The 23244-nt window shown below is 67.9% G+C and carries 28 protein-coding genes and 4 tRNA genes; 23 read left to right on the top strand and 9 right to left on the bottom strand.

Going from position 1 to position 23244, the window contains the following annotated elements; genetic code table 11:
* Positions 1–92 precede the first annotated feature (92 nt).
* Positions 93–1415, top strand: a complete 1323-nt coding sequence (locus tag ACZ5TV_RS02550) for a phosphoribosylamine--glycine ligase (RefSeq protein WP_379779593.1) — start codon at positions 93–95, stop codon at positions 1413–1415.
* 20 nt (positions 1416–1435) lie between these two features.
* On the opposite strand, the gene ACZ5TV_RS02545 is transcribed toward ACZ5TV_RS02550, so the two are convergent.
* The 7 genes from ACZ5TV_RS02545 to ACZ5TV_RS02515 all read right to left on the bottom strand — a co-directional run bounded on the left by ACZ5TV_RS02545 (position 1436) and on the right by ACZ5TV_RS02515 (position 7478).
* Positions 1436–1990: an HIT family protein gene (locus tag ACZ5TV_RS02545; RefSeq protein WP_379779591.1), complete on the bottom strand. Its 555-nt coding sequence runs from the start codon at positions 1988–1990 to the stop codon at positions 1436–1438.
* A 226-nt stretch (positions 1991–2216) separates the two neighbouring features.
* Positions 2217–2287 (bottom strand) — tRNA-Pro (locus ACZ5TV_RS02540).
* A gap of 46 nt (positions 2288–2333) precedes the next feature.
* On the bottom strand, positions 2334–3563 hold the full coding sequence (locus ACZ5TV_RS02535) for a succinylglutamate desuccinylase/aspartoacylase family protein (RefSeq protein WP_464384073.1): 1230 nt from the start codon (positions 3561–3563) through the stop codon (positions 2334–2336).
* Between the two features lie 762 nt (positions 3564–4325).
* Positions 4326–5291, bottom strand: a complete 966-nt coding sequence (locus ACZ5TV_RS02530; RefSeq protein ID WP_379780889.1) for an RNA-guided pseudouridylation complex pseudouridine synthase subunit Cbf5 — start codon at positions 5289–5291, stop codon at positions 4326–4328.
* Positions 5292–5434: 143 nt separating this feature from the next.
* Entirely contained in the window at positions 5435–6013 is a 579-nt protein-coding gene (gene cmk, locus ACZ5TV_RS02525; RefSeq protein ID WP_379780887.1) for a (d)CMP kinase, read from the bottom strand.
* 72 nt (positions 6014–6085) lie between these two features.
* Complete coding sequence (locus tag ACZ5TV_RS02520) at positions 6086–6448, bottom strand: hypothetical protein (protein WP_379780885.1); 363 nt, start codon at positions 6446–6448, stop codon at positions 6086–6088.
* Positions 6438–7478 (bottom strand): zinc-binding dehydrogenase, encoded by a 1041-nt coding sequence (locus tag ACZ5TV_RS02515; protein ID WP_379780883.1) that lies wholly within the window; start codon positions 7476–7478, stop codon positions 6438–6440. Before ACZ5TV_RS02515 ends, ACZ5TV_RS02520 begins: the two co-directional genes overlap by 11 nt.
* Before the next feature lie 307 nt (positions 7479–7785).
* On the opposite strand from ACZ5TV_RS02515, the gene ACZ5TV_RS02510 reads away from it, so the two are divergent.
* The 20 genes from ACZ5TV_RS02510 to truA all read left to right on the top strand — a co-directional run bounded on the left by ACZ5TV_RS02510 (position 7786) and on the right by truA (position 19178).
* Positions 7786–7871: transfer RNA gene (locus tag ACZ5TV_RS02510), tRNA-Ser, on the top strand.
* Positions 7872–7928: 57 nt separating this feature from the next.
* Positions 7929–8450, top strand: coding sequence for a 30S ribosomal protein S13 (locus ACZ5TV_RS02505; RefSeq protein WP_379780881.1), 522 nt, complete (start codon positions 7929–7931; stop codon positions 8448–8450).
* Positions 8447–8974, top strand: a complete 528-nt coding sequence (locus tag ACZ5TV_RS02500; RefSeq protein ID WP_379780879.1) for a 30S ribosomal protein S4 — start codon at positions 8447–8449, stop codon at positions 8972–8974. Before ACZ5TV_RS02505 ends, ACZ5TV_RS02500 begins: the two co-directional genes overlap by 4 nt.
* Positions 8975–8980: 6 nt before the next feature.
* Complete coding sequence (locus tag ACZ5TV_RS02495) at positions 8981–9370, top strand: 30S ribosomal protein S11 (RefSeq protein WP_379780877.1); 390 nt, start codon at positions 8981–8983, stop codon at positions 9368–9370.
* Position 9371: 1 nt separating this feature from the next.
* Positions 9372–10124: a DNA-directed RNA polymerase subunit D gene (locus tag ACZ5TV_RS02490; RefSeq protein ID WP_379780875.1), complete on the top strand. Its 753-nt coding sequence runs from the start codon at positions 9372–9374 to the stop codon at positions 10122–10124.
* 118 nt (positions 10125–10242) lie between these two features.
* A tRNA-Leu gene (locus tag ACZ5TV_RS02485) sits at positions 10243–10327 on the top strand.
* Between the two features lie 39 nt (positions 10328–10366).
* Positions 10367–10720, top strand: coding sequence for a 50S ribosomal protein L18e (locus ACZ5TV_RS02480; RefSeq protein ID WP_379780873.1), 354 nt, complete (start codon positions 10367–10369; stop codon positions 10718–10720).
* The gene (locus tag ACZ5TV_RS02475) at positions 10717–11166 is read left to right on the top strand and encodes a 50S ribosomal protein L13 (protein ID WP_379780871.1); all 450 of its coding nucleotides are present in this window, start codon (positions 10717–10719) and stop codon (positions 11164–11166) included. The genes ACZ5TV_RS02480 and ACZ5TV_RS02475 overlap by 4 nt, the downstream gene beginning before the upstream one ends.
* A complete protein-coding gene (locus tag ACZ5TV_RS02470) occupies positions 11160–11558 on the top strand; it encodes a 30S ribosomal protein S9 (protein WP_379780869.1) in 399 nt (132 codons plus the stop codon). Before ACZ5TV_RS02475 ends, ACZ5TV_RS02470 begins: the two co-directional genes overlap by 7 nt.
* 12 nt (positions 11559–11570) lie before the next feature.
* Positions 11571–11765 (top strand): DNA-directed RNA polymerase subunit N, encoded by a 195-nt coding sequence (locus tag ACZ5TV_RS02465; RefSeq protein WP_004595259.1) that lies wholly within the window; start codon positions 11571–11573, stop codon positions 11763–11765.
* A 2-nt stretch (positions 11766–11767) separates the two neighbouring features.
* A complete protein-coding gene (locus ACZ5TV_RS02460; protein ID WP_379780867.1) occupies positions 11768–11947 on the top strand; it encodes a DNA-directed RNA polymerase subunit K in 180 nt (59 codons plus the stop codon).
* A complete protein-coding gene (gene eno / locus ACZ5TV_RS02455; RefSeq protein WP_464384072.1) occupies positions 11947–13149 on the top strand; it encodes a phosphopyruvate hydratase in 1203 nt (400 codons plus the stop codon). The genes ACZ5TV_RS02460 and eno overlap by 1 nt, the downstream gene beginning before the upstream one ends.
* A 16-nt stretch (positions 13150–13165) precedes the next feature.
* Entirely contained in the window at positions 13166–13990 is an 825-nt protein-coding gene (gene rpsB, locus ACZ5TV_RS02450; RefSeq protein WP_379783513.1) for a 30S ribosomal protein S2, read from the top strand.
* Positions 13991–14095: 105 nt separating this feature from the next.
* Positions 14096–15112: a mevalonate kinase gene (gene mvk / locus ACZ5TV_RS02445; RefSeq protein WP_464384071.1), complete on the top strand. Its 1017-nt coding sequence runs from the start codon at positions 14096–14098 to the stop codon at positions 15110–15112.
* A complete protein-coding gene (locus tag ACZ5TV_RS02440) occupies positions 15109–15891 on the top strand; it encodes an isopentenyl phosphate kinase (protein ID WP_464384070.1) in 783 nt (260 codons plus the stop codon). The genes mvk and ACZ5TV_RS02440 overlap by 4 nt, the downstream gene beginning before the upstream one ends.
* Before the next feature lie 84 nt (positions 15892–15975).
* The gene (locus ACZ5TV_RS02435; protein WP_379783387.1) at positions 15976–17013 is read left to right on the top strand and encodes an Mrp/NBP35 family ATP-binding protein; all 1038 of its coding nucleotides are present in this window, start codon (positions 15976–15978) and stop codon (positions 17011–17013) included.
* A complete protein-coding gene (locus ACZ5TV_RS02430; protein WP_464384069.1) occupies positions 17010–17417 on the top strand; it encodes a hypothetical protein in 408 nt (135 codons plus the stop codon). Before ACZ5TV_RS02435 ends, ACZ5TV_RS02430 begins: the two co-directional genes overlap by 4 nt.
* A 46-nt stretch (positions 17418–17463) precedes the next feature.
* On the top strand, positions 17464–17664 hold the full coding sequence (locus ACZ5TV_RS02425) for a XapX domain-containing protein (protein WP_379783803.1): 201 nt from the start codon (positions 17464–17466) through the stop codon (positions 17662–17664).
* Between the two features lie 54 nt (positions 17665–17718).
* Entirely contained in the window at positions 17719–18183 is a 465-nt protein-coding gene (locus ACZ5TV_RS02420) for a universal stress protein (protein ID WP_379783805.1), read from the top strand.
* 59 nt (positions 18184–18242) lie between these two features.
* The gene (gene truA / locus ACZ5TV_RS02415) at positions 18243–19178 is read left to right on the top strand and encodes a tRNA pseudouridine(38-40) synthase TruA (protein ID WP_464384327.1); all 936 of its coding nucleotides are present in this window, start codon (positions 18243–18245) and stop codon (positions 19176–19178) included.
* A 16-nt stretch (positions 19179–19194) separates the two neighbouring features.
* Here the strand turns inward: truA and ACZ5TV_RS02410 are convergent, their stop codons facing one another.
* Positions 19195–19743 (bottom strand): Rrf2 family transcriptional regulator, encoded by a 549-nt coding sequence (locus ACZ5TV_RS02410; RefSeq protein WP_379783519.1) that lies wholly within the window; start codon positions 19741–19743, stop codon positions 19195–19197.
* Between the two features lie 304 nt (positions 19744–20047).
* Between ACZ5TV_RS02410 and nadE the strand changes: the two genes are divergently transcribed.
* Positions 20048–21028 carry an NAD(+) synthase gene (nadE, locus tag ACZ5TV_RS02405; protein WP_464384068.1) on the top strand — a complete coding sequence of 327 codons (981 nt, stop codon included), beginning with the start codon at positions 20048–20050 and terminating at the stop codon, positions 21026–21028.
* Positions 21029–21056: 28 nt separating this feature from the next.
* On the opposite strand, the gene ACZ5TV_RS02400 is transcribed toward nadE, so the two are convergent.
* Complete coding sequence (locus ACZ5TV_RS02400) at positions 21057–22706, bottom strand: M28 family peptidase (RefSeq protein WP_464384067.1); 1650 nt, start codon at positions 22704–22706, stop codon at positions 21057–21059.
* 137 nt (positions 22707–22843) lie between these two features.
* On the opposite strand from ACZ5TV_RS02400, the gene ACZ5TV_RS02395 reads away from it, so the two are divergent.
* Positions 22844–22914 (top strand) — tRNA-Gly (locus ACZ5TV_RS02395).
* Positions 22915–23244: the final 330 nt, after the last annotated feature.

Here is a 23244-nt window from a genome sequence, read left to right as displayed (position 1 = left end):
AACCGCGCGAGGTTCGCCATCGCGGCCGCGCGAGTTCGTCACCGGCTCGACCTGACGAGCACACTCAAGTTGCTCCCACTGGATACTCGCCCATGAACGCCAAGCGCTTCCTGTTCATCTCCGCCGATGCCGCGCTGATCACCGACCTCGCCTGGCAGATCCACCGGGAGGGCCACGAGGTGAAGTATTACATCGAAGCAGAGACCGACAAGGAGATCGGCGACGGGTTCGTCCAGAAGACGGACGACTGGCGCGCGGAAGTGGACTGGGCCGATGTCGTCGTCTTCGACGACATCTGGGTAGGCTCCGATATCGGCACGGGGGCGATCGCCCGGAAGCTCCGTGATGAAGGGAACGCCGTCGTCGGTGGAACGCCGAACACCGATCGTCTCGAAGAGGATCGCGGCTACGCGATGGAGGTCCTCGAAGAACACGGTGTCAACACGATCGAACATCACATCTTCCACGACTTCGACGAGGGGATCCAGCACGTCCAGGAGAATCCCGCTCCGTACGTTATCAAACCACTCGGCGAGGTCCAGAACGTCAAACGGCTCCTTTACGTCGGTAATGAAGGCGATGGCAGCGACGTCGTTGACGTCTTGCGGGCCTACAAGAAGGCGTGGGGCCACCGGATGAAAGGATTCCAGCTCCAGCGGAAAGTCGAAGGTGTTGAAGTCGCTATCTGCGGCTTTTTCAACGGAAACGAGTTCATTGATCAAGTCAATTTTAATTTCGAGCACAAGAAGTTGTTCCCCGGAAACATCGGCCCCTCCACCGGTGAGATGGGAACGTCGATGTTCTGGGCGGGTCAAAACAAATTATTCGAAGAGACGTTCGGAAAGATCGAAGCCTGGCTCGCCGATGAAGGGTACGTGGGGAGTATCGACATCAACTGTATCGTGAACGAGAGCGGCATTTATCCGCTGGAGTTCACGCCGCGGTTCGGCTACCCGACGATCGCGTTACAGGAGGAATCGATCGAGTCGTCTACCGGCGAGTTCTTTTATGACCTCGCCCACGGCAACACCCCGGCTGTCGATGTTCACAACGGGTACCAGATCGCCGTCCGGATCGTCCTGCCGCCGTTCCCGTTCGACGACGAGAAGACGTACGACGAGAACTCGCGGAACGCCGCGGTAGTGTTCGAGACCGAGAGCCGTGAGGGGATCCACATCGAGGACGCGAAGAAGGTAGACGGCCAGTGGCGCGTGGCCGGCGACAACGGGATGCCGATCGTCGCCACCGGAAAAGGCGAGACGATGGGGGCCGCACGCGAACAGGCGTACGACCGGATCGACGACATCGTGATGCCGAACATGTACTACCGCGACGATATCGGTGAACGCTGGATCGACGGCGACGGCGACCGACTCCAAGCGTGGGGGTATCTCGGGCCGGGCGGTGGAGAGTAGCGTCGCCACCGGCGGGCGAGTCACTCCTCCGCGAAGGAGAGCCGAACCGGGTCGCCGGCGTCGAGGTCGCCATCGTCGATGACGTGTTCACCCGCCGCGAACGCTTCGTGGAGGTGTTCGTACGTCCGATCGACCGCCTCGACGATGACCTTCGTGTCGCCGACCACGGGCATGAAGTTCGTGTCGCCGGTCCACCGCGGGACGACGTGCGTGTGGAGGTGGTCGACCGAGCCACCGGCGGCCGCCCCGCCGAGATTGAGCCCGGTGTTGAACCCTTCCGGATCGATCCCGCGGCGAGCCGCCGCCAGCGTCGCGGCTTTCAGTCGTCCGTGGTCCAGCATCGTCTCGTCGTCGAGGCTCGCCCAGTCGTCGACGTGCGCCTCCGGGATCACCATCGTGTGGCCGGGATTGTACGGCGAGTTGTTCAACAGGACCACGTTGTGGTCGCTGCGCGCGACGACGAGGGCGTCTCGGGCGTCCTCGCGTTCCGGCAGGACACAGAACGGACAGCCGTCGACCGGGTCCTCGTCGCGCTCGACCCAGTCGATCCGCCACGGGGCGTAGATCTGCTCCATACGTCGGCGTCGGCCCGGGGACGCTTCAACCCTGTCGGTCCGGCGACCGAATGTCGTCGTGACCCTCGGCGGCCGATATGGCCGGAATACGAGTCGGGTTACATCGGTAGCACCCACACCTTTCGGGATCACCACGGAGACGGTTCATAGCGCACCCCCCGAATCCGGTTTTCTGCGGGTAGAGGTGGCTATGACTCTTGTTTATGGAAACCAGTAAAGATTTTGATGGGACCGCTGAGAGTCGAACTCAGGTCATACGGACCCCATCCGCATAGGATACCACTACCCCACGGTCCCGGCTTGCAATCCGGAAAACGACCGTCCAGTAATTAAGGACTTCGTTTCACTCGCCCTCGTCTCCGCGCTCGCGGGGGACAACGAGCTCGCCGTCGTCGCGGATCGCGAGGCTCGTTATCGGGTCACCCTCGTAGACGGCCAGCCCCTCGGCCCGCGCGATGACGTAGCCGTCGTGCTCGGCACGGATGGGTTCCTTCGAAGCGCCGTTCGCGGCGACGACCGACGCGAGGACGTCGCCCGCCTCGAACGACTCCCCGGCCTCGACGCGGTGCCGAACCAACCCCGCGGCGTCGGTCACCGGGCCTCGATACCGCCGTACCGGGAACTCGACCGGGGCTGGATCGACGTGATCTCCCGGGACGCCGACTCGCTCGGGGATCGACGCCTCGTCCAGCAGTCCGAGCTCGACCACGACCCCCATCGTGCCGGCGACCCCACCCGCCGCGAGCCGGTCGTCGACGACGCTGTGTGCGCCGAGCTCCGCGGTGAACGCTGGGATCCCCGCCTCGTTAAGCACCGCCCCCGCGAGTGACCGCTGGAGGGTTTCCTCGACGTATTCGGCCGCCGGGTACTCGGTGAGCGTCGGGAAGCCGAACGCGTCGACGATCGCTTCGAGTCTCCCAGCGAGCTGTTCGGCTTCTCGCTCCGTCCGGCGGTCGCCGTACAGCACACGGTCGCGGATCGCGAACGGTTCGCTCGCGACGCCCGCAGTGTGACAGTCGATCAGCGCATCGGCGGAAACACGGTCATCGACGTTCCGGTCGTCACCGCTCCTGCCGTCACCGCTCCGATCGCCGGCGTTTCGGTCGCCGTCACCCACCCCGTTCCCGCCGACGATCGCCTCGTACAGCCGCGTGTCGATCCGCTCCTGGAGCGCCGGCGGGCGGGCGGACTCGTGGTCCGCGTCCGGGAAGTGGCGGTTCGGGTCCTCGTCGCCGTAGTAGGTGTGTCGCGCGTTCCGGCGGACGCCGGCCGGCGAGACCACCGGAACCGCGACGACGCATCCGGCGAGGTCGTCCAGCGGACGGGGACCGTCGGCAGCGGTCGACAGGGCCTCCACCGTGTCCAGCACGACGGCGACACCGGTCGCTTCGTCGCCGTGAACGCCGCCGGTCAGCCAGAGCGTCGGCCCGGGGTCGACCCCGTTGGCGACGATCACCGGGAGTCGTTCGGCCGTTCCGGTCGGCAGGTCGGCGACATCGAGCCAGCCGCGATCGACCTCACCGGGAGCAGCGCTCGCGGTTCCGAGCTCGATCGGGGCGTCGGTCGGATCCATGCGCGGAGTTCAGTTGAGATGATATAAAAGGGCAGTCCTGTCGGGAGGGACAGATCCGTCGTCGGATCCGGGGTGAGGATATCAGTCGGATCCGTTCGTCCGGACATGGGATCGTCCGGACCGATCGGCGAACGAGGGGCGTTTCTCGATCGGTAGCGGGAGTGCGTGTAATAAGACGGCTGGGACCGTCGATTACGCGTGATCGAACGGTGTCGTTGGCGATCTCGTTTGATAGAGCGACGACAGTGAAACCGCACAAAACCCAGCTGTTCGCTTATAAATAGTCGAACGTAGATCGACGGGGCACACGGCGGAACCCCGTTTCCCTCTCGCCCGCGCCGCGACCGCCGGAAGGCGGTCACGGGGTTTCACCACGTAAGCAAGCGAGACCGCCGGTCTCGACCCAGTCCCGCTCGCTTCGCCGCGCGGGCTGCGGCTTCCGTGTCCTCACTCGCTCCCTCCGGTCGCTCGCGGGACCGCACCTCACACCTCCCCAGCCTCGCCGGGTCGGCTGGTACAACCCGCCGACCCGGCATCCTTCGCACGCGATCCGAGCGGCCGTCGTCGACGGCCGCTCGGAAGCGCGCGCCACCGAACCGAGTGTAAGTGCTGCTCGCTGTCGCGTGATACTACTTATATACTACGTTGCCGGCGGCGGCACGTTCCGTTGCGTCTCTCGACTGCACGGACCGGACAGGTGTGAACTGACGGCGCGGTCGAGCGGGACGGCAGCGGACGGCAGCGGTGGGGAGCACCGTCAATTTATACGAGAACCCGCTCCAGCGCGACGACGGTACCCGACTCCGCGTCGGGGTCGCCGACGAACCGTCCCAGACAGATCGCCGTGCCGTTCGGCGTGTAGCAGGCGACGAGCGGGTCGTCGTCGCCGTCGGGTTCGTCCTCGCTCGCGAGCCGGTCGTCGACGTCGATCACGCCGGGGGCGTACACGGGCGCACCGGTCGCGACGGAGCACGCGGCGGAGGGTGCGATCGTCACTGCGGGGAGGTGAACGAGGGCGTCCTCGGCCGGGCGGACGACCTCTCGGAGGAGCGCCTCGTCGCCCTCCGCCGCCCATGCGAGGGCGTCCGTGAGGTCTTCGAGCGTGTGAAGCGTCGTGTCGTCGAACGGGTCCGTCGCGGTGCGCCGCAGGTGACCCATGTGTGCGCCGACGCCCGCGGCGAGCCCCAGATCGTGACACAGTTTTCGGACGTACGTTCCCGACTCACAGCCGATCCGGAGGAGGGCACGCCGCTCTGCGAGCTCGAGAACGTCGAGCGAGTGGACCGTCCGGGTTCGCAGCCGTCTGGTGACGGCGCTCTTTCGCGGGGGTTTCTGATAGATCTCCCCCTCGAACTCGGCGGCGACCTCCCGGAAGTCGGCCGGGGCGGGACCGTGGAGTTCGAGCACCGAGACGTACTCTTTCGACCCCTCCAGGAACACCTGCGCGGCGCGGGTGGCCGTCCCGGTGAGCGTGGGGAGACAGCCCGTCACCTTCGGATCGAGCGTGCCGGCGTGAGCGACACCGTCGATCCGAGCGCCGTCCGGTTCCAGCGTCTCCAACGTGTCGTTGATCGCGTCGCGAACCCACGCGGAGAGCTGGTGGGAAGACGGCCCCGCGGGCTTGTCCACGTTGACGACGCCGAACCGCAACAGCTCCGGGACCGAGCGCTCGCTCGGCGCGGGTCTGAGCGGGTCCATGTCGGGGTCGGCGTCTCGGTCAGTGGTCATCGTGTCGTCGTGTCAGCGGTGTATCGACGGTCTGTCGGTGGTCTGTCGGCGGTCTGTCGGCGGTCTGTCGGCGGTCTGTTGGCGGTGCGTTATCGGTCGTTCGATCCACGCGTCCACGTCTCTCGGTTTGGTCGCGGATCCGGTTAGAACCCGTGAGAGACGCCCTCGATCGGCGCTTTCCCTTCGTCGTAGTCGTCGTCGTACGCCTCGATGGTCGCCACGAGCACGTCGAGGAACTCCTCCGGCGGCCACCGAGCGGTGTTGTACGCGGCGTCGTAGATCGAGAGGTCGTCGATGTCGATGTCGTAGTACTCCAGGTAGCGTTTCCGCTCGGAGGTCTCCCGTCGGACGGTCTCTTCACGGGCGCGGCCGACCGATTTCCCTTCGCGGTCCGCGATCCGTTCCGCGCGGACCCCGACGGGGGCGTCGAACCAGAAGCGGAGGTCCGCGTGGTCGCCGGCGAGCCAGCCGGCGAGGCGGGATTCGAGGACGAGCCCGTCGCGGGTCGTCGCGATCTCGTGGAGCCGGCGGTCGAGGTCGCGGTCGATCTCGTCGTCGTCCTCCGCGTGTTCGTTGAACTCGACGGGCGTCATCCCGTGGTCGGCGGCCATCCGTCGAAAGATGTCGCCGCCGGAGACGTGTTCCAAGTCCAACGCCCCGGCGAGCCCCGCGGCGTTCGTGCTCTTCCCGCTTCCCGGCGGGCCGGAGACGGTGATCAACATATCCGACATCCGGTAGGGTCGTTCAAAACCGTTGTCGTTCGCCGGCGAACAGGCGGCCGCTCCAGTCGACGTTCACTCCCCGGCGGTCGCCGCGCTCATCGACCAGACCGCGACGAGCCCGAGGAGGACGGCGGGGATGAGCGGGAGCACCAGATACGTCCCGAAGAAGGTGAGACCGAACGAGCCGGCCACGTACGGGTACGCGTAGATAACACCGGGGATCACGAGCACGCAGGTCAACAACACGCCGGTCAGGGCCCATCCCTTCCGACCGAACCCGTCGGGCCCGGTCGCTTGTGACTCGGGATCGTGGCCTGCGCGGTCGGCCCCCTCCTGGTCGGGGTCACCGCCGCCGGGGCTCCCCTCGGTGTCGCTCTCGGAGTCCGCTCCCGGGGTGTGGACGTACCCGCTGTCGCCGTCGGCCTCAGAGCTCACTGTCGGGTATTACGACTACCTTCCCAAAGCCCTCTCGGTTCTCGATCAGTTCGTGGGCGCGGGCCGCCTCACTCATCGGGAGCGTCTCGCGGATCCGCGGCTCGAACGTGCCGTCCCAGACGAGCTCGAGGACGTCGTCGACCTCGCCGGGTGTCGCCATCGTCGACCCGATCACGGACAGCTGGTTCCAGAAGATCCGGTTGAGCCCCGCGTCCGGGTTCGGGCCGGTAGTCGCCCCACAGGTGACGAGTCGGCCACCCTTCGCCAGCGACTTCAACGAGTCGGGGTACGTGGCCGCGCCGACGTGATCGACGACGACGTCGACGCCGCGGTTTCCGGTCAGCTCGGCGATCTCGTCGGCGAAGTCGTTCGCCTCGTAGTCGATGACGTGGTCGGCCCCGCAGTCCTCGGCGTGGCGGAGCTTCTCCTCGGTGGAGGCGGTCGCGAACACCTCACAGCCGGCGTGGTCGGCGATCTGGACGGCGGCGTGGCCGACACCGCCCGACGCGCCGAGTACGAGCACGTTCTCGCCCGCTTCGATGTCCGCCCTGGTCTGGAGCATGCGCCACGCGGTCTGGAAGACGAGCGAGACGGAGCCCGCGACCTCCCAGTCGACGCCATCGGGAACGGGGACGAGGTTCTCGGCGGGAACGGCCGCGCGCTCGGCGTGGACGCCGCGGACGTGTTCACCGATGATGTGGAACGAGACGCACAGCGACGGCTCGCCGGCACGGCAGAACTCGCACTCGCCACAGGCGACGCCGGCGCTCACGGCCACGCGGTCACCGGGTTCGAACCGAGTTACGCCGTCGCCGACGGCCTCGACAACACCGGCAGCGTCGCTACCGGGGATGTGTGGCATCTCCACGTCGATACCGGGGAGACCGCGACGGGTCCAGACGTCGAGGTGGTTCAACGCGCCCGCCTTCACGTCCACGAGGACCTCGTCGCGGCCGGGTTCGGGATCGGGGAATTCACCGTACTCGATCACGTCGCGGTCGCCGTGGGCGTCGAACTGGACAGCCTTCATAGACGTATCCACCCTCGGTACCCACTAAACAGTACGGCAAACGGAAACCCGGGCCTCACGATTCGGCTGAGCACGACCTCGGTTGCGCACGACTCCGGTCACATGCAACTCCGGGTACATACGACTCCGGCTACACGCGAACCGACGTCGACTCGGGTCCGCACGCATCCGCCGGCTAGCAGGATGCGAACGCCACACAACCCCCCACGGCTTTCGTGATGTTTAAGTACGGAACGGTGGACTGTACGAACGCACGAACTGCAGGGGTGTCGGGCCCCGAGTCCGGAAGGGCGATGATACAACGCGGGTTGCGGTAGCCAAGCCTGGCCCAAGGCGCAGGGTTGCTAACTCTGTGGCGTCACTGCCTCCGGGGTTCGAATCCCCGCCGCAACGCTCGAACCGACCGAGTACCGCCGGATTCGCGCCGGTAGGACTCACTGCGATCAACACATGAGCACGGAAGAATCACAGGACGACTCGCCGGAGGAGGCGGAGAACCTCCAGTACTTCGTTCGGATCGGGGATGCGGACCTCGACGGGACGAAGACGGTCGAGCGAAGCCTATCTGAACTCAGCGGCATCGGCACGCGCATGGCGCGACTGGTTGCCGAGGAAGCCGGTGTGGACCGAACCGCCACGTTCGGTCTCCTCGACGAGGAGGAGATCGAGACGGTGGTCGACATCACCGAGAACCTCGAGGACCACGTCCCGTCGTGGATGACTAACCGACAGAACGACTTCTTCACCGGGGAGACGACCCACATCGTTGGCACGGACGTGAGCGAGAAGCGTCGTCACGACATCAACCGGATGAAGCAGATCGAATCGTACAAAGGCGTTCGACACAAGCGCGGCCAGAAGGTCCGCGGACAGCGCACGAAGTCCACGGGCCGGACCGAGGGCACGATCGGTGTCAACGTCGAGGAGATCCGCGAGGAGATGGCGGAAGACGAAGCGGGTGACGACGAATGAGCACCGGCAAGAACACCAAGGGCTACGAGACGCCGAACCACCCGTACCAGGGCGAGCGCATCGCCGAGGAGTCCGATCTCCTCTCCCGGTACGGCCTGAAGAACAAAGAGGAGCTCTGGCGTGCCCAGTCCGAACTGCGTCGCATGCGTCGTGAGGCCCGACGCCTCCTCGGCGAGGCGCAGGGCGATGTCGAGGCGGCCCAAGACGCGGGTGCGGAGTTCGTCACCCGACTCCGACGGATCGGGATCCTCGGCGACAACGACGACATCTCGACGGTCCTGTCGCTCGACGTGACGGACCTGCTCGAGCGTCGGCTCCAGACGGTCGCGTACCGTCAGGGGTTCGCCTCCTCGACGAGTCAGGCCCGCCAGTTCATCGTTCACGGTCACATCACCGTCGACGGCGCACGCGTCACGCGCCCATCGGTGAAAGTCGACGTGAGCAGTGAAGGTGCCATCGCCTTCGACGAGAACAGCCCGCTCGCGGACGATCTCCACCCCGAGCGCGCGGAGTCACAGGAGTAACCCATCATGAGTGAATCCGAGGACGGAAAGTGGGGCATCGCCCACGTGTACGCATCGTTCAACAACACGCTCATCACCGTCACCGACGAGACGGGCGCCGAGACGATCGCCAAGTCGTCCGGCGGGACCGTGGTGAAGCAGAACCGCGACGAGGCGTCGCCGTACGCCGCGATGCAGATGGCGGAGGTCGTCGCCGAGCGCGTCAAGGAAGCCGGACTGGAGGGCGTTCACGTTCGCGTGCGCGGCCCCGGCGGTAACCTCAACAAGTCGACCGGCCCGGGCGCACAGGCGACGATCCGTGCGCTGTCGCGAGCCGGCGTCGAGATCGGCCGCATCGAGGACGTCACGCCCATCCCGCACGACGGGACGAAGGCCCCCAAGAACAAGCGAGTCTGATATGACGGGAGCCGATTTCGACGTGGAGTTCGTCGAACGGGACGATCGCAGCGCGCGGGTGCTGATCCGCGGGCTCACGCCGGCGTTCGCGAACGGTATCCGCCGTGCGATGATCGCCGACGTCCCTACCTTCTCGATCGACACCGTGCGGTTCGTCGAGAATTCCTCCGTGATGTTCGATGAGATGATCGGGCTACGGCTGGGGCTCATTCCCCTGACGACGCCGCTCGACGAGTTCGAGGTCGGCGATACGGTCACCCTCGCACTCGACGTCGAGGGGCCGGCCACCGCGTACTCCGGGGATATCGAGTCCGCGGAGCCGCTCGTCGAAGTCGCCGACGAGAACGTCCCGATCATCGAGCTGAAGGAAGGCCAGCGGCTGGAGTTCGAGGCCGACGCGGTGTTGAACACCGGAAAGGAGCACGCCAAACACCAGGGCGGCGTCTCCGTCGGCTACCGACATCTCCAGCGAGTCACCGTCGAGGACGACCTCGGCGAGTTCGACGACGAGGAGCCGCGGATCCTCCGCGGCGTGATCGAGACGCCGGACGGCGAGATCGTCGTCACCGACGAGTTCGACAACGACCTCTCGGAGCGGTTCCCCGGGAAGGACGTGCGCGTCGAGGACGTCCCCGGTGCGTTCGTCTTCCACATCGAGACCGACGGCTCGTTTACCGTCGACGAACTGCTGCTTCGCGCGATCGACTCCATCGAGGAGCGCGCGGACGAACTACGAACGAAAGTCGCGGTATAAGATATGTCCGTCCTTCGAACCACCCGCACGGCGCTCGCCCCTGTCGAAAGCGACGCCGCCGTCCCGGGCGTCGGGACCGAAAGTGGTTTGAAGGGAGCCGGAGTATCCAGGAGTGCACGCAGGGATAGCCAAGTCAGGCCAACGGCGCAGCGTTCAGGGCGCTGTCCTGTAGAGGTCCGCAGGTTCAAATCCTGCTCCCTGCACTCCGTTTTTCACCAACCCACAAATGGGGAGGAACAGCTATGAGTAGCAAGACGAATCCGAACTTACAGAACCTCATCGCCGATCTGAAGTCGGTCTCGCGTGACTCCGATGCCGCCGTGTGGCAGGACGTCGCCGACCGACTGGAGAAGCCACGGCGTACCCACGCCGAGGTCAATCTAGGTCGCATCGAACGGTACGCGAACGAAGACGAGACGGTCGTCGTCCCCGGCAAGGTGCTGGGAAGCGGCGTCCTGAACAAGAACGTCACCGTCGCCGCCGTCGACTTCTCGGGCACCGCCCGCACGAAGATCGATCAGGCCGGCGAAGCGGTGTCGCTCGCACAGTTCGTCGAACAGAATCCCGAAGGAAGCAACGTCCGGGTGATCCGATGAGTCTCGCGAAGATCGACGCGGACGTCGTCGTCGACGCTCGCGACTGCATCCTCGGTCGCGTCTCCTCGAAGGTCGCACAGCGCGTCCTCGACGGCGAGACGGTCGCGGTCGTCAACGCGGAGCACGCGGTCATCACGGGTAACGAGGAGGCGACGATGGAGACGTACCAGACACGCGCCGACCTCGGCTCCGACAGCGGCCCCTACTACCCGAAGCGCCCGGATCGCATCTTCAAACGTGCGATCCGTGGTATGCTTCCGTACAAGACGGAGGCGGGCCAGGAGGCGTTCTCGAACGTCCGCGTGTACGTGGGTAACCCCTACGAGCGCGACGAGGACGTCGAGAGCGTCGTTCTGGAGGGCACCTCGCTGGACCGACTGTCGAACATCAAGTTCACCACGCTCGGGGCGGTCTCCGAGTCCTTGGGAGCCAACGTCACATGGTAACTAACACCTCAGGCAAGAAGAAGACGGCAGTCGCCCGCGCCACCGTGCGTGACGGCGAAGGCCGCGTTCGTATCAACTCCCAGCCAGTCGAGCTGGTCGAACCGGAGCAGGCACGCTTGAAGATGCTGGAGCCGTTCCGTATCGCCGGCGACGACCTGCGCGACGGCGTCGATATCGACATCGATGTCGCCGGCGGCGGGTTCAGCGGCCAGGCGGACGCGGCGCGGACCGCCATCGCCCGCGGGCTCGTCCAGCACCTCGGCGACGCCGAGCTGCGCGACGCGTACATGAGCTTCGACCGCACGCTGCTGGTCAACGACGTTCGCCAGTCCGAACCCAAGAAGTGGGGCGGACCGGGCGCGCGTGCCCGCTACCAGAAGTCCTACCGCTGAGGTGATCCAGTCATGATGATCCCCGTCCGGTGTTTCACGTGCGGCAACGTCGTGGGTGAACACTGGGAGGAGTTCAAGGAGCGCGCTCGCGAGGGCGACGAGGATCCGGGCGAGGTGCTCGACGACCTCGGCGTCGACCGCCACTGCTGCCGGCGGATGATGGTGAGCCACCGCGACCTCGTCGACGTCGTCTCTCCGTACCAGTAACCATGTCAGAACAACGCTACAATCGATACGAGAAGGCCCGGATCCTCGGGGCACGCGCCTTACAGGTGTCGTACGGGGCACCCGTGCTCATCGAGACGAACCAGACGGAGCCGATCCTTGTCGCCGCCGAGGAGTACGACGCGGGCGCGCTCCCCTTTACCGTCCGGAGGGAGTCGAGCTGATGACCCGGATCACGAACGTGTCGCTGCGCCGGGTGCTCGACTCGCGCGGCAACCCGACCGTCGAAGCCGACGTGCTGACCGAGTCCGGCGGCTTCGGCCGCGGGGCGGCCCCCAGCGGGGCCTCGACCGGCGAGTTCGAGGCGATCGAGCTCCCCGCGAGCGAGGCGATCGCGAAGGCCCGCGAACACGCGGTGCCGCGGCTCGAAGGGCTGTACGCCGGCGACCAGCGCGCCGTCGACGAGGCGCTGCGCGCGGCAGACGGCACGGACGACTTCTCCGCGATCGGCGCGAACAGCGCCGTCGCGATCTCGATGGCGGCCGCGAAGGCCGCCGCTGACGTGCTTGGCGCGCCGCTGTACCAGCATTTGGGCGGCGCGTTCCGCGGTAGCAACTTCCCGATCCCGCTCGGCAACGTCGTCGGCGGCGGGGAGCACGCGAAGGAGGCGACCCACATCCAGGAGTTCCTCGCGGCACCGGTCGGTGCCCCGAGCGTCTCCGAGGCCGTCTTCGCGAACGCCGCGGTCCACGCGGCGGTCGCGGACGTGCTCGACGAGCGCGGCGTGCCCGCGGCGAAGGGCGACGAGGGCGCGTGGGCGCCCCCCATCTCGGACGCCGAGGCGTTCGAGGTCGTCGAGGAGGCGGTCGAGGTCGTCGAGGACGAGGTGGGCTTCGAGATCCGCTTCGGGCTCGACATGGCCGCGGCCGAACTGTACGACGACGACCGGGACGCCTACGTGTACGGCGACGAGACGAAGACGACCGACGAACAGGTCGAGTACGTCGCCGGACTCGTCGAGGAGTACGACCTCGCGTACGTCGAGGACCCGCTCGACGAGAACGACTACGAGGCGTTCGCGGAGCTGACCGACCGGGTCGGCGACCGGACGCTGATCTGCGGTGACGACTTGTTCGTCACCAACGTCGAGCGCTTGCGCGAGGGGATCGACGTCGGCGCGGCCAACAGCATCCTGATCAAGCCGAACCAGATCGGGACGCTCTCGGACGCGTTCGACGCGGTCGAGCTCGCCCACCGGAACGACATGGAGTGTGCGATCTCGCACCGCTCGGGCGAGACGGAGGACACGACCATCGCACACCTCGCCGTTGCGACCGACGCCGCCTACATCAAGACGGGGACGGTCGGCGGCGAGCGCACAGCCAAACTGAACGAACTGGTTCGCATCGCGGACGACGCGGTATGACGGGCCACTACCACGCATGAGTGAAGACAACGACGCGGTCGAACTCGACGACGACGCGGAGACCGAGGCGGTCGACGCGGCGGTCGAGGAGGAGGCCGACACGACCGAGGAACCGACCGCCGACGTGGACGCCAGCGCGGCGTCCGCCGACGACGAACCCGACGAGACGGCCGAGGCTGACGCGGCCGCCGAGGCCGAGGCTGCGGAAGACCCTGAGGCGGACGCCTCCCCCTTCGACGACGACGTCATGCCCGACGACGACGTCGACCTGTTGATCCCCGTCGAGGACTACCTGAGCGCGGGTGTCCACATCGGGACCCAGCAGAAGACGAAGGACATGGAGCGGTTCATCCACCGCGTCCGCGACGACGGCCTGTACGTGCTCGACGTGAGCACGACTGACGGGCGGATCCGGACGGCGGCGGACTTCCTCGCCAACTACGACCCCGAACAGATCCTGGTCACGTCCTCGCGGCAGTACGGCCGGTTCCCGGCCGAGAAGTTCGCCGACGCGGTCGGCGCACGCGCCCGCACCGGGCGGTTCATCCCCGGGACGCTGACGAACCCCGACTACGCCGGCTACATCGAACCGGACGTCGTCGTGGTGACGGACCCGATCGGCGACGCCCAGGCGGTCAAAGAGGCGATCACGGTCGGCATCCCCGTCATCGCGATGTGCGACTCGAACAACCAGCTGTCGAACGTCGACCTCGTTATCCCGACGAACAACAAGGGTCGACGCGCGCTGTCGGTCGTCTACTGGCTGCTCGCCAACGAGACGCTCGACCGCCGCGGCGCGGACACCGTGTTCGCCCTCGAAGACTTCGAGGACGAGCTGTAGTCGGTCCCGGTTCACGTTCGATCCGGTTCTTTTCGGTAGCCCGTTGTACTCGACAGCGACCGCACAAGCGCAACGCCTGTAACCCCTCGGGGAGAGGTGAATGATATGACCGTCTGTGAAGCGCCGGGGAAGGTGTACCTCTTCGGCGAACACGCCGTCGTCTACGGCGAACCCGCCGTCCCGGCGGCGATCGAGCGACGCGCGAGGGTAACGGCCGAACCGCGCGACGACGACCACGTCCGTGTCACGGCCGAGGACCTCTCGCTCGACGGGTTCACCGTCGAGTACACCGGCGGTACCGGCGACCGCCCCGACGTCGACGTCCCGACACCGCTCGTCGACGCCGCGATGGGGTACGTCGACGCCGCGGTTCGACAGGCACGCGCGGCGGCGGAGGCACCCGACGCTGGTTTCGACATCACCGTCGAGAGCGAGATCCCGCTCGGCGCGGGCCTCGGCTCGTCGGCGGCCGTCGTCGTCGCGGGCATCGACGCGGCGACCCGGGCGCTTGGCGTCCAGCTCGACCGTCGGGAACTGGCCGACCGAGCGTACCGCGCGGAGTTCGAGGTCCAGGACGGCCAGGCGTCTCGTGCGGACACGTTCTGCTCGACGATGGGCGGCGCGGTGCGAGTCGAGGGGGACGACTGTGAACCGATCGACGCGCCGAACCTCCCGTTCGTGATCGGGTTCGACGGCGGCGCGGGTGACACCGGAGAGCTCGTCGCCGGCGTCCGCGAGCTTCGCGAGGAGTACCGGTTCGCGGCGGACACCGTCCGCTCGATCGGCGACATCGTCCGAGCCGGGGAGTCGCTGTTGGCGGACGCGGTCCCGGAAGCCGACCCGTCCCGCGAGCTGCTCGTGGAGCTCGGCGAGCTGATGGACTTCAACCACGGGCTGTTGGCGGCGCTCGGCGTCTCCGCACGCTCGCTCGACACGATGGTGTGGGCGGCCCGCGACGCCGGGGCGCACGGTGCGAAGCTCACGGGTGCCGGCGGCGGCGGCTGTATCGTCGCGCTCGACCCGTCCGAGGAGACGCCGACGGCCCTCTCGTTCACCCAGGGCTGTGAGGACGCGTTCCGGGCCGAGCTGGCGACCGAGGGCGTTCGCGTGGTGGAGTCGTGAACGAACACCGTGAGACCGGAGCGGGCGACACCGTCGTCCTCAAGCTCGGCGGGAGCCTCATCACGGAGAAGGACCGCCCGGAGACGCTCGACGGCGAGTCGTTGGCGGACGCCTGCGACGCGGTCGCGGCCGCGCTCTCCGAGGGCACGGTCGACGGGCTCGTCGTCGTGCACGGCGGCGGGAGCTTCGGGCACCACCACGCCAGCGAGCACGGGGTCTCGACGACGACGGGAACGGGTGACGTGGGGGCGGTGATGGACGTCCACGGCGCGATGACGACGCTCAACCAGCTCGTCCTCGCGCGCCTCCACGAGCGCGACGTACCGGCGGTCCCGGTACACCCGCTCTCGCTCGCTGCCAGGCCGGACGGGGTCAACGGCGAGCTGGACCTCCCCATCGGGTCGACGGCGACGCTGCTCGAGGAGGGGTTCGTTCCGGTCCTCCACGGCGACGGGGTCGCGACCGCGGACGCCGGCGTGACGGTCGTCTCCGGCGACGAGATCGTCGTCGAGCTGGCGACCGCTCTCGACGCCCGCCGCGTAGGGGTCTGTTCGACGGTTCCGGGCGTGCTCGACGGCGATGGCGAGGTGATCAGGCGGATCGACTCCTTCGAGGCGGTCGCGGACGCGCTCGGCGGGAGCGACGCGACGGACGTTTCGGGAGGGATGGCGGCGAAGGTACGGGAGCTCCTCGCGCTCGACGCGCCCGCGTCCGTGTTCGGCGCGGACGGGTTGGTGGCGTTCCTCCGCGGGGAGGAGCCCGGGACCCGGATCGGGTAGCGGCCGCGGCTCCGCGACCCCCGGCCGGGGACGATACTGTCGCGGTGAGGAACCCTTATTCACGTCTCGCGTCTCGATCCACGTATGGACGACACCGAGGTACGCGATCGCCTCCGCGAGGTCCGGGACCCGGACCTCGGCGACGACATCGTCTCGCTGGGGTTGGTGAACGACGTGACGATCGAAGGCGGAACCGCGCGGATCTCGCTCGCGCTCGGCGCACCGTTCTCGCCACACGAATCGGGGATCGCGGACGACGTCCGCGAGGCGATGGCGGACACGGGACTCGACGTGGAGCTGTCGGCGTCGATCCCCGACACCCTCGACGCGTCCGATCAGGTGCTCCCGGGCGTTCAGAACGTGATCGCGGTGGCGTCCGGGAAGGGCGGTGTCGGCAAGTCGACGGTGGCGGTGAACCTCGCGGCCGGCCTCGCCGAGCTCGGCGCGCGCGTCGGCCTGTTCGACGCCGACGTGTACGGGCCGAACGTCCCGCGGATGGTTTCGGCCGAGGAGCGCCCGCAGACCGACGGCGAGACGATCGTGCCGCCCGAACGATACGGGATGAAGCTCATGAGCATGGACTTCCTCACCGGCGAGGACGACCCCGTGATCTGGCGCGGCCCGATGGTCCACAAGATCATCACGCAGCTGGTCGAGGATGTCGAGTGGGGCGAGCTCGACTACCTCGTGATGGACCTCCCGCCGGGAACCGGCGACACCCAGCTCACGATCCTTCAGACGCTACCGCTGACCGGGGCGGTGATCGTCACGACGCCTCAGGAGGTCGCGCTCGACGACGCGGTGAAGGGGCTTCGGATGTTCGGCAAACACGACACGAACGTGCTCGGGATCGCGGAGAACATGGCCGGGTTCCGGTGTCCGGACTGCGGCGGGTTCCACGAGATCTTCGGCTCCGGCGGCGGGAAGGCGATGGCCGCCGACCACGACCTCCCGTTCCTCGGCGGGATCCCGCTCGACCCCGACGTACGGACCGGCGGCGACGACGGTGCGCCGGTCGTGCTCGGGGAGGGCGACACCGCCGACGCGTTCCGCGTGCTCGTCGAGAACGTCGCGAACAACGCTGGCGTCGTGCGGCGTCGGGAGGTGGTCGACGGCCGATGACCGGGGGGACGGACGCCGGTGATGGGGACGACGAGAGTGATACCGGTCCCGACGACACGGGCACGGACCGGGCAGAGGACGAGGCGGAGACGGACCGGGCAGAGGACGAGGCGGAGACGGATCACGCCGACCCGCTCGACGCGGCCGGCGTCGACCCCGTCGTCCCGGAGTCGGCGGCAGCCGCGGCCGCCGACGAGTTCGCCGCCGACGAAGACGTCCGGGAGTTCCTCCGGACGATCGCCGACGACGTGCGCGGCGAGAGCGAGGAGAGCAAGCAGCTGTCGGCGATCCTCTACCGGGTGTCGGATCTCTACGACCCCGACGAGGCGACCTCGCCGGAGGAGATCTACCTCAACGTCCGACACATCATGCGGATCAAATCGCAGGGCGGGCTGCGGCGGTGAGCCGAGGGAACGTCACCCCTATACCCGAACGGGACCGACCGCGACCATGAGTTCGACGCTGACGCTGACGGCGGTCGCGACGCTCGTCGGCGTGACGGTCGGCGCGCTGTTCGCGTTCCTCCGGGTCCCGATCCCCGCGCCGCCGGAGCTGCCGGGCGTGATGGCGATCGTCGGTATCTACTTCGGGTTCAAGCTGGTCGAGTACACCGATTGGGGGTTCGACCTGCTCGACGCGATCGGGCTGTAGCCCGGTGGCGACGGCCGCCGGTACGGTTTTCCACCCGGCGCGTCACGCTCCGGTATGTACGACGACATCCTGCTTCCGGTCGCGCCGGGCAGCGCCGCAAACGCCGCGATACCACACGCGCGCAGCCTCGCGGAGCGGTACGACGCCACGATCCACGTCGTGAGCGCGGTCGACACGCTCGAACACACGCTAAGCGGCCCCCGCATCGCGTCGGTCGCCGACCGCGTCGAGTCGGGCGCGGAGCGCCGTGTCGAGACGGTGACCGCGGAGCTCGACGCCGCCGGCCTCGACGTGGTCGGGAGCGTGATCCACGGCGAGCCGCTGCGCGTGATCGAGAACGCCATCGAGGACACCGGCGCGGACCTCGTGGTGATGCCGACACACACGCGAACCGGCTTACAGCGCGTCCTGCTCGGTAGCGTCACGGAGAAGATCGTCCGGATCTCGCCGGTTCCGGTGGTGACGGTTCCGATGCGGGACAACGAGGACGGACGGACAGCGACCGGCGACGACGCGTGACCGACGGGACCGCCGATCCCCCTCAGTCGGGCGCGGAGCGTCCCGTCGAGACGGCGACTATCGATCCCCGCGCGGACCGAGTGACCCGGGCGTTCCGCGTCGCTTATGACGGCCGTGAGTACGCTGGGTTCCAGCGCCAACCGCACGCACGGACCGTCGAGGGGACCCTGTTGCGGGCGCTCGCCGATCACGGCCTGATCGACCGGGGCGACGGCGCGACCCACGCGGTTCCGCCGGGGTACGCCGCCGCCGGGCGCACGGACGCTGGGGTCTCCGCACTGGCGCAGACGGTCGCGTTCGCCGCGCCGCCGTGGCTCACGCCGCGCGCGTTCAACGGCCACCTTCCCGGGTCGATCCGCGTCTGGGCGGCCGCGGACGTCGCCGACGGCTTCCATGCGACCCACCACGCGACCCGCCGGACGTATCGGTATCACCTGTACGCGCCCGTGTCCGGGACGGGCCCTGCCAGTGGCCGGCCGGGCACCGGCGGGGGTGTTGCGGGCGGTTGGACCGATGACGGTGGGGGGATCGACGACGATGCGGTTCGGGACGCGCTCGCCCGGCTCTCGGGCGAACACGACTTCCACAACCTCACGACTGACGACCGGGGGACGGTTCGGGACCTCGACGCGACCGCGACCCGCGAGGACGATATCCTCGTTATCGAGGCGGCGGCCGACGGGTTCCCCCGAGCGCTCGTCCGTCGGATCGTCGCGGTCGCCGCCGCGGTCGGCCGTGGAACGGCGGAGCCGACGCTCGTCGACCGGCTGCTCGACGACGCTCCCGTTCCGGGCGAACACGGCGTCGGCCCGGCCGCCGCCGAGCCGCTGGTGTTGTGGGACGTGACGTACGACGGGGTGAGGTTCGAGGTCGACGAGGAGGCGGCGGAGCGCACGGTCGAAGCGTTCGACGAGCGCTACCGTGAGGCCCGTCACGCTGCGGCAGTCACCGGGCGGATACGCGACCACGTCGGTTCGGCCGCGTCGCCGGAGTGACGGGTCGGGACGGGGATCAGTCGCTGGCCGAACGAGGGACCGCCGCTTCGGCAGCAGTCGTCATCGACTCGACCCGAATCATCAGCGTGTTACCGTCGATATCCGCGGCGTCGACGACGCCGGAGAGGCGAAGGCCGGACGCGGGCGTAGGGCCAACGGTGACGCGGTCACCGCCCTCGAACGGGCGGACCGACCCGTGGAGGACGACCTCCGCGCGGCACAGCTCCGGGTTGTTGACGCTCGAAAGGTCGATCTCGCGGACGGTGACTCCGTCGAGCGCCGTCCCGTCCCGCTCGACGGGAACCGGATCCGTGTCGTGTACCCGCTCTAAGTCGAGGACATCGTACGCCTTCTCGGTGGGCTTGTACCCGCCTTCCGGCCCGGCAACGCCTTCGACGAGCCCCAGCGACCGGAGGCTCTGCATCCGGTTCCGGACCGTTCCCGGGTTGCGATCGACGGTCTCGGCGATCTCGCGACCGCAGACGACGCTTTCCTCGTCGTCGGTGAGGCTCACGAGCGAGGTGAGGACGCGTTTCTGACTTGAGCTCAGCTGTAGCGTGGACATACACGAGAAATCGAAATATTCCTGTATAAACGTTCGGTTATATACACCTTATATTGTTGAGAACGAGATAGAGAAGTCGATACAGTACAATAATGTACGATTACGGGCGGCGAAACACGAACGTCCGATTCTCCCGACATCGCGCCCCGTGATCCCTCGTTCTTCGAACGATCCCTGGGTTCGGTGATCGGTCAGTGTTCGTCGGAGTAATCTCCGCGGCGATGGTGGTTCGATGGCCCGATCATCGCCCTTATACGATACCCACGGAGCGTATTTACGCCTCCGAGGGGGACCGGCGACCGTGATGCACACCTCCACGCGTACCGACCCCCACGCCGGGACCGACACCGACCCGGAGTCGGCGTCCGACGGCGACTGCGAGCCGGAGTCCGGGTCCGTGTCGCACACGCCGCGCTCGTCGACGATCGAGGACGCCGACGCGGAGATCGACCGGATCGCGTCGTTCCTCCGTGACGCCGTCGCCGACGCCGACGCGGACGGCGTCGTGATCAACATGAGCGGCGGGCTCGATTCGACGGTCACCGCCGCGCTCGCCGTCGAGGCGCTCGGACCCGAGCGCGTGTACGGGCTGATACTCCCGTGTAACAAGATCGGCGCGCTCCACGCTCGCGACGCGGAGGGGCTCGCCGACGCGCTCGGGATCGAACACGACACGATCCATATACAGCCGCTCTTCGCTGCGTTCGGGAGCGTGGCTCCTGACCGGTTCGACCTCCACGACGAACCGGTACTCACGGGGAACGCGATCGCGCGGCTTCGGATGACGATCGCGTACCTCGCCGCCAACGCCACCGACTGCCTCGTCTGCGGGACGACGAACCGCAGCGAACGCCTCCTCGGCTACACCACGAAACACGGCGACGGGGCCGCGGATATCCTCCCCATCGGGGACCTGTACAAGACCGAGGTCCGTGTGCTCGCGGCGGCGCTGGACGTACCCGAGTTCGTTGTCGAGAAGCCGCCGACGGCGGGGTTCCTCCCCGGCCAACGCGACGTCGACGATCTCGGTGCCCCGTACGAGGTCATCGACGCGGTGCTGCGAGCCGCGGTCGACGAGGGCGTCGGGAACGCGGCCACCGACGCCGACGCCGATCCCGTCGCGATCGCCGAGCGGGTCGCGAGCCGGGCGGACGCGCTCGACGGAAGCGATACGTCCCCCGACCCGGAGCTCGTCGTGCGTCTCTTGGAACGGTACCGCTCGACGGCTCACAAGCGGAGGACCCCGCCGACGCCGGGACGGCCGGACGGGATGGGCGGGGAGTGACCCCCGAACAGGTCCCGATCCCCCTCCGCTACTCCCAGTCCGCCGGCCAGAGGTCGGCCGCGCGCATCCCCGTCTCGAACTCGGCCTCCCGGAACGCGGCCGCGAGCGCCGCGGTATCGAGCCGTTCGGGGTCCCGATCCGCGGCCGCGAACTCCGTGACGAGGAGCGCGACGAGCGCGGCGTGCTCCCGCACGTTCCGGTCGTCGACCTTGTCCCGGGTGTCCGCGTGCGTGTGTCCCCAGCCCCGTCCCCGCTCGCCGGAGTCGCTGTGTAGCTGGAGGGCGGGAACGCCGCGGCGGACGAACGGCCACTGGTCGGAGAACGGGTGCGGCTCCGGACGCACCTTGACCGGGTGTCGCGTCGCGGTCGAGACGGCGTCCGCGACCGACGCGGCCGTCTCCGACGTGTGTGTCATCGCGACCAGGTCGCGGAACCGGCCCGCGCCGTCGACGTTGATCACGCCGCGGACCGCGTCGAGGTCGACGGTTCGTGCGAGCCGTTCGGCACCGAGCAGGCCGACCTCCTCCGCGCCGACCGCGACGACATCGACACCGACGGGAAAGAGTGGATCCGCACGCTTTCGATCTCTCGTGTCGTCCGCGACACCGACGTCACCTGTGCCGTCCGCGACACCGACGTCACCTGTGCCGTCCGCGACTCCGGCGTCACCTGTGTCGTCCGCGACTCCGGCGTCGCCCGTGTCGTCCGTCCCATCCGCCAAGATCCGGGCGGCCGTGACGACGGTCGCGATACCGCACCCGTTGTCCAACGCTCCCTCCGCGATGTCGTGGCCGTCGTAGTGGGCGAGAAGTAGCAGCCGTTCGTTGGTGTCGGGCCCGACGCGGCCGATCACGTTCCGCGACTCGCCGGGAGTGGTCGTGGCGTCGACCGTGAGCTCGACGGTCGCGACCGGCCCGGTGGCGTTGACGGCGTACTCGCGGAGCCACGCGCCTGTCTCCGCGGAGACACCGACCGCGGGGGCCGCGGCCTCTTCACCGAACGTCAGCGAACCCGTCGGTGGGAGCTGTCCGTCGAGGTGGTTGACGAAGACGAACCCGACCGCGCCCGACTCGACGGCGTACCCGAACTTCTCCATTCGGTGGACGAACCGGGTTCCTTCGGGAGTCGTCGTCGACGCGACCGCGATCCGCCCGTCGACGTCCGCCGCATCGATCTCCGCCGGGGTCCCGTGCCCGACATCGACGAGCGCCCCGGAGACGGAGCCCGCGGGTGAGTACGGGAGTGCGAGCGCCTCGAACTCGCGAGTCCGCTCCTCGCCGGACCGATCCGGCGTCCGCACGCGGAGGTTCACCTCGCCCCGCTCCCACGCCGCGAGCTCGAAGGCGTCGGTCCGCACGTCCCGGAGCCCGGCGCGTTCGAACGCGTCCGCGACCCGGTCGGCCGCCCGTTTCTCGCCGGGACTCCCCGCCATGCGGCTCCCGATCGCCGTGAGGTCGGTGAGGAAGCGCCACGGACCGTCGTCGGTCCACGTCCGGCCGATGGCGGCGGCGAGTCGGTCACGGCGGTCGCGGATGCGGTCGGCTGCGGGGTTGTCGCCGTGGCTGACAGCCGGGTCACCGTGGCCGACGCCCGTGTCGCTCCCGGGATCACCGGCGTGTTTCCTACTGTCATCCACGTCGTCGCCGCTCCCCGCCCCGGGTGAACCGTCCTCGCTCATACCGCCTACTGCGCGGGGCGGCGGTTAACGCTGTGGGAGGCAGCGAGACGGGAGCATGGGGGAGTCGGTCGCTTCCATGCGGGGACCGAACGGCGAAGCGCTACGTTGAAGTGTGACGGTCGGGTACGACAATTCGAGCACCGTTGGTCCAGTGGTAGGACATTAGCTTCCCAAGCTAATAGCCCGGGTTCAATTCCCGGACGGTGCATTTCTCGAACGAAGTGAGAGAAATCACCGACGGGATTGAACCCTATCAGTCGCGCGCAGCGAACGAAGTGAGCGAGCACGTCTGATTCTGATTCAATTCCCGGACGGTGCACTTCCCGAACGACTGAGAGAACTCTTCGGGCGGTACCCTCCTGCTACGCGGGCCCTTATAAACGCGTTCGAGCGCCCCCGACCGCCTATATAACCGCGTCCGAGCCTTCGCCGAAATGCTCGTACACACGTCATAGCGGGCCCTCGGGGACTTATACGCGGACGGGCGCAGCATGAATCACGGAAACGTATCCGAACGCGGTGGACGGCTCGAACGGAT

The organism is Halorubrum tibetense, assembly GCF_055396225.1.
The sequence above is the reverse complement of the archived record's forward strand: the minus strand, read 5'-3'. Positions and strand labels throughout refer to the sequence as shown.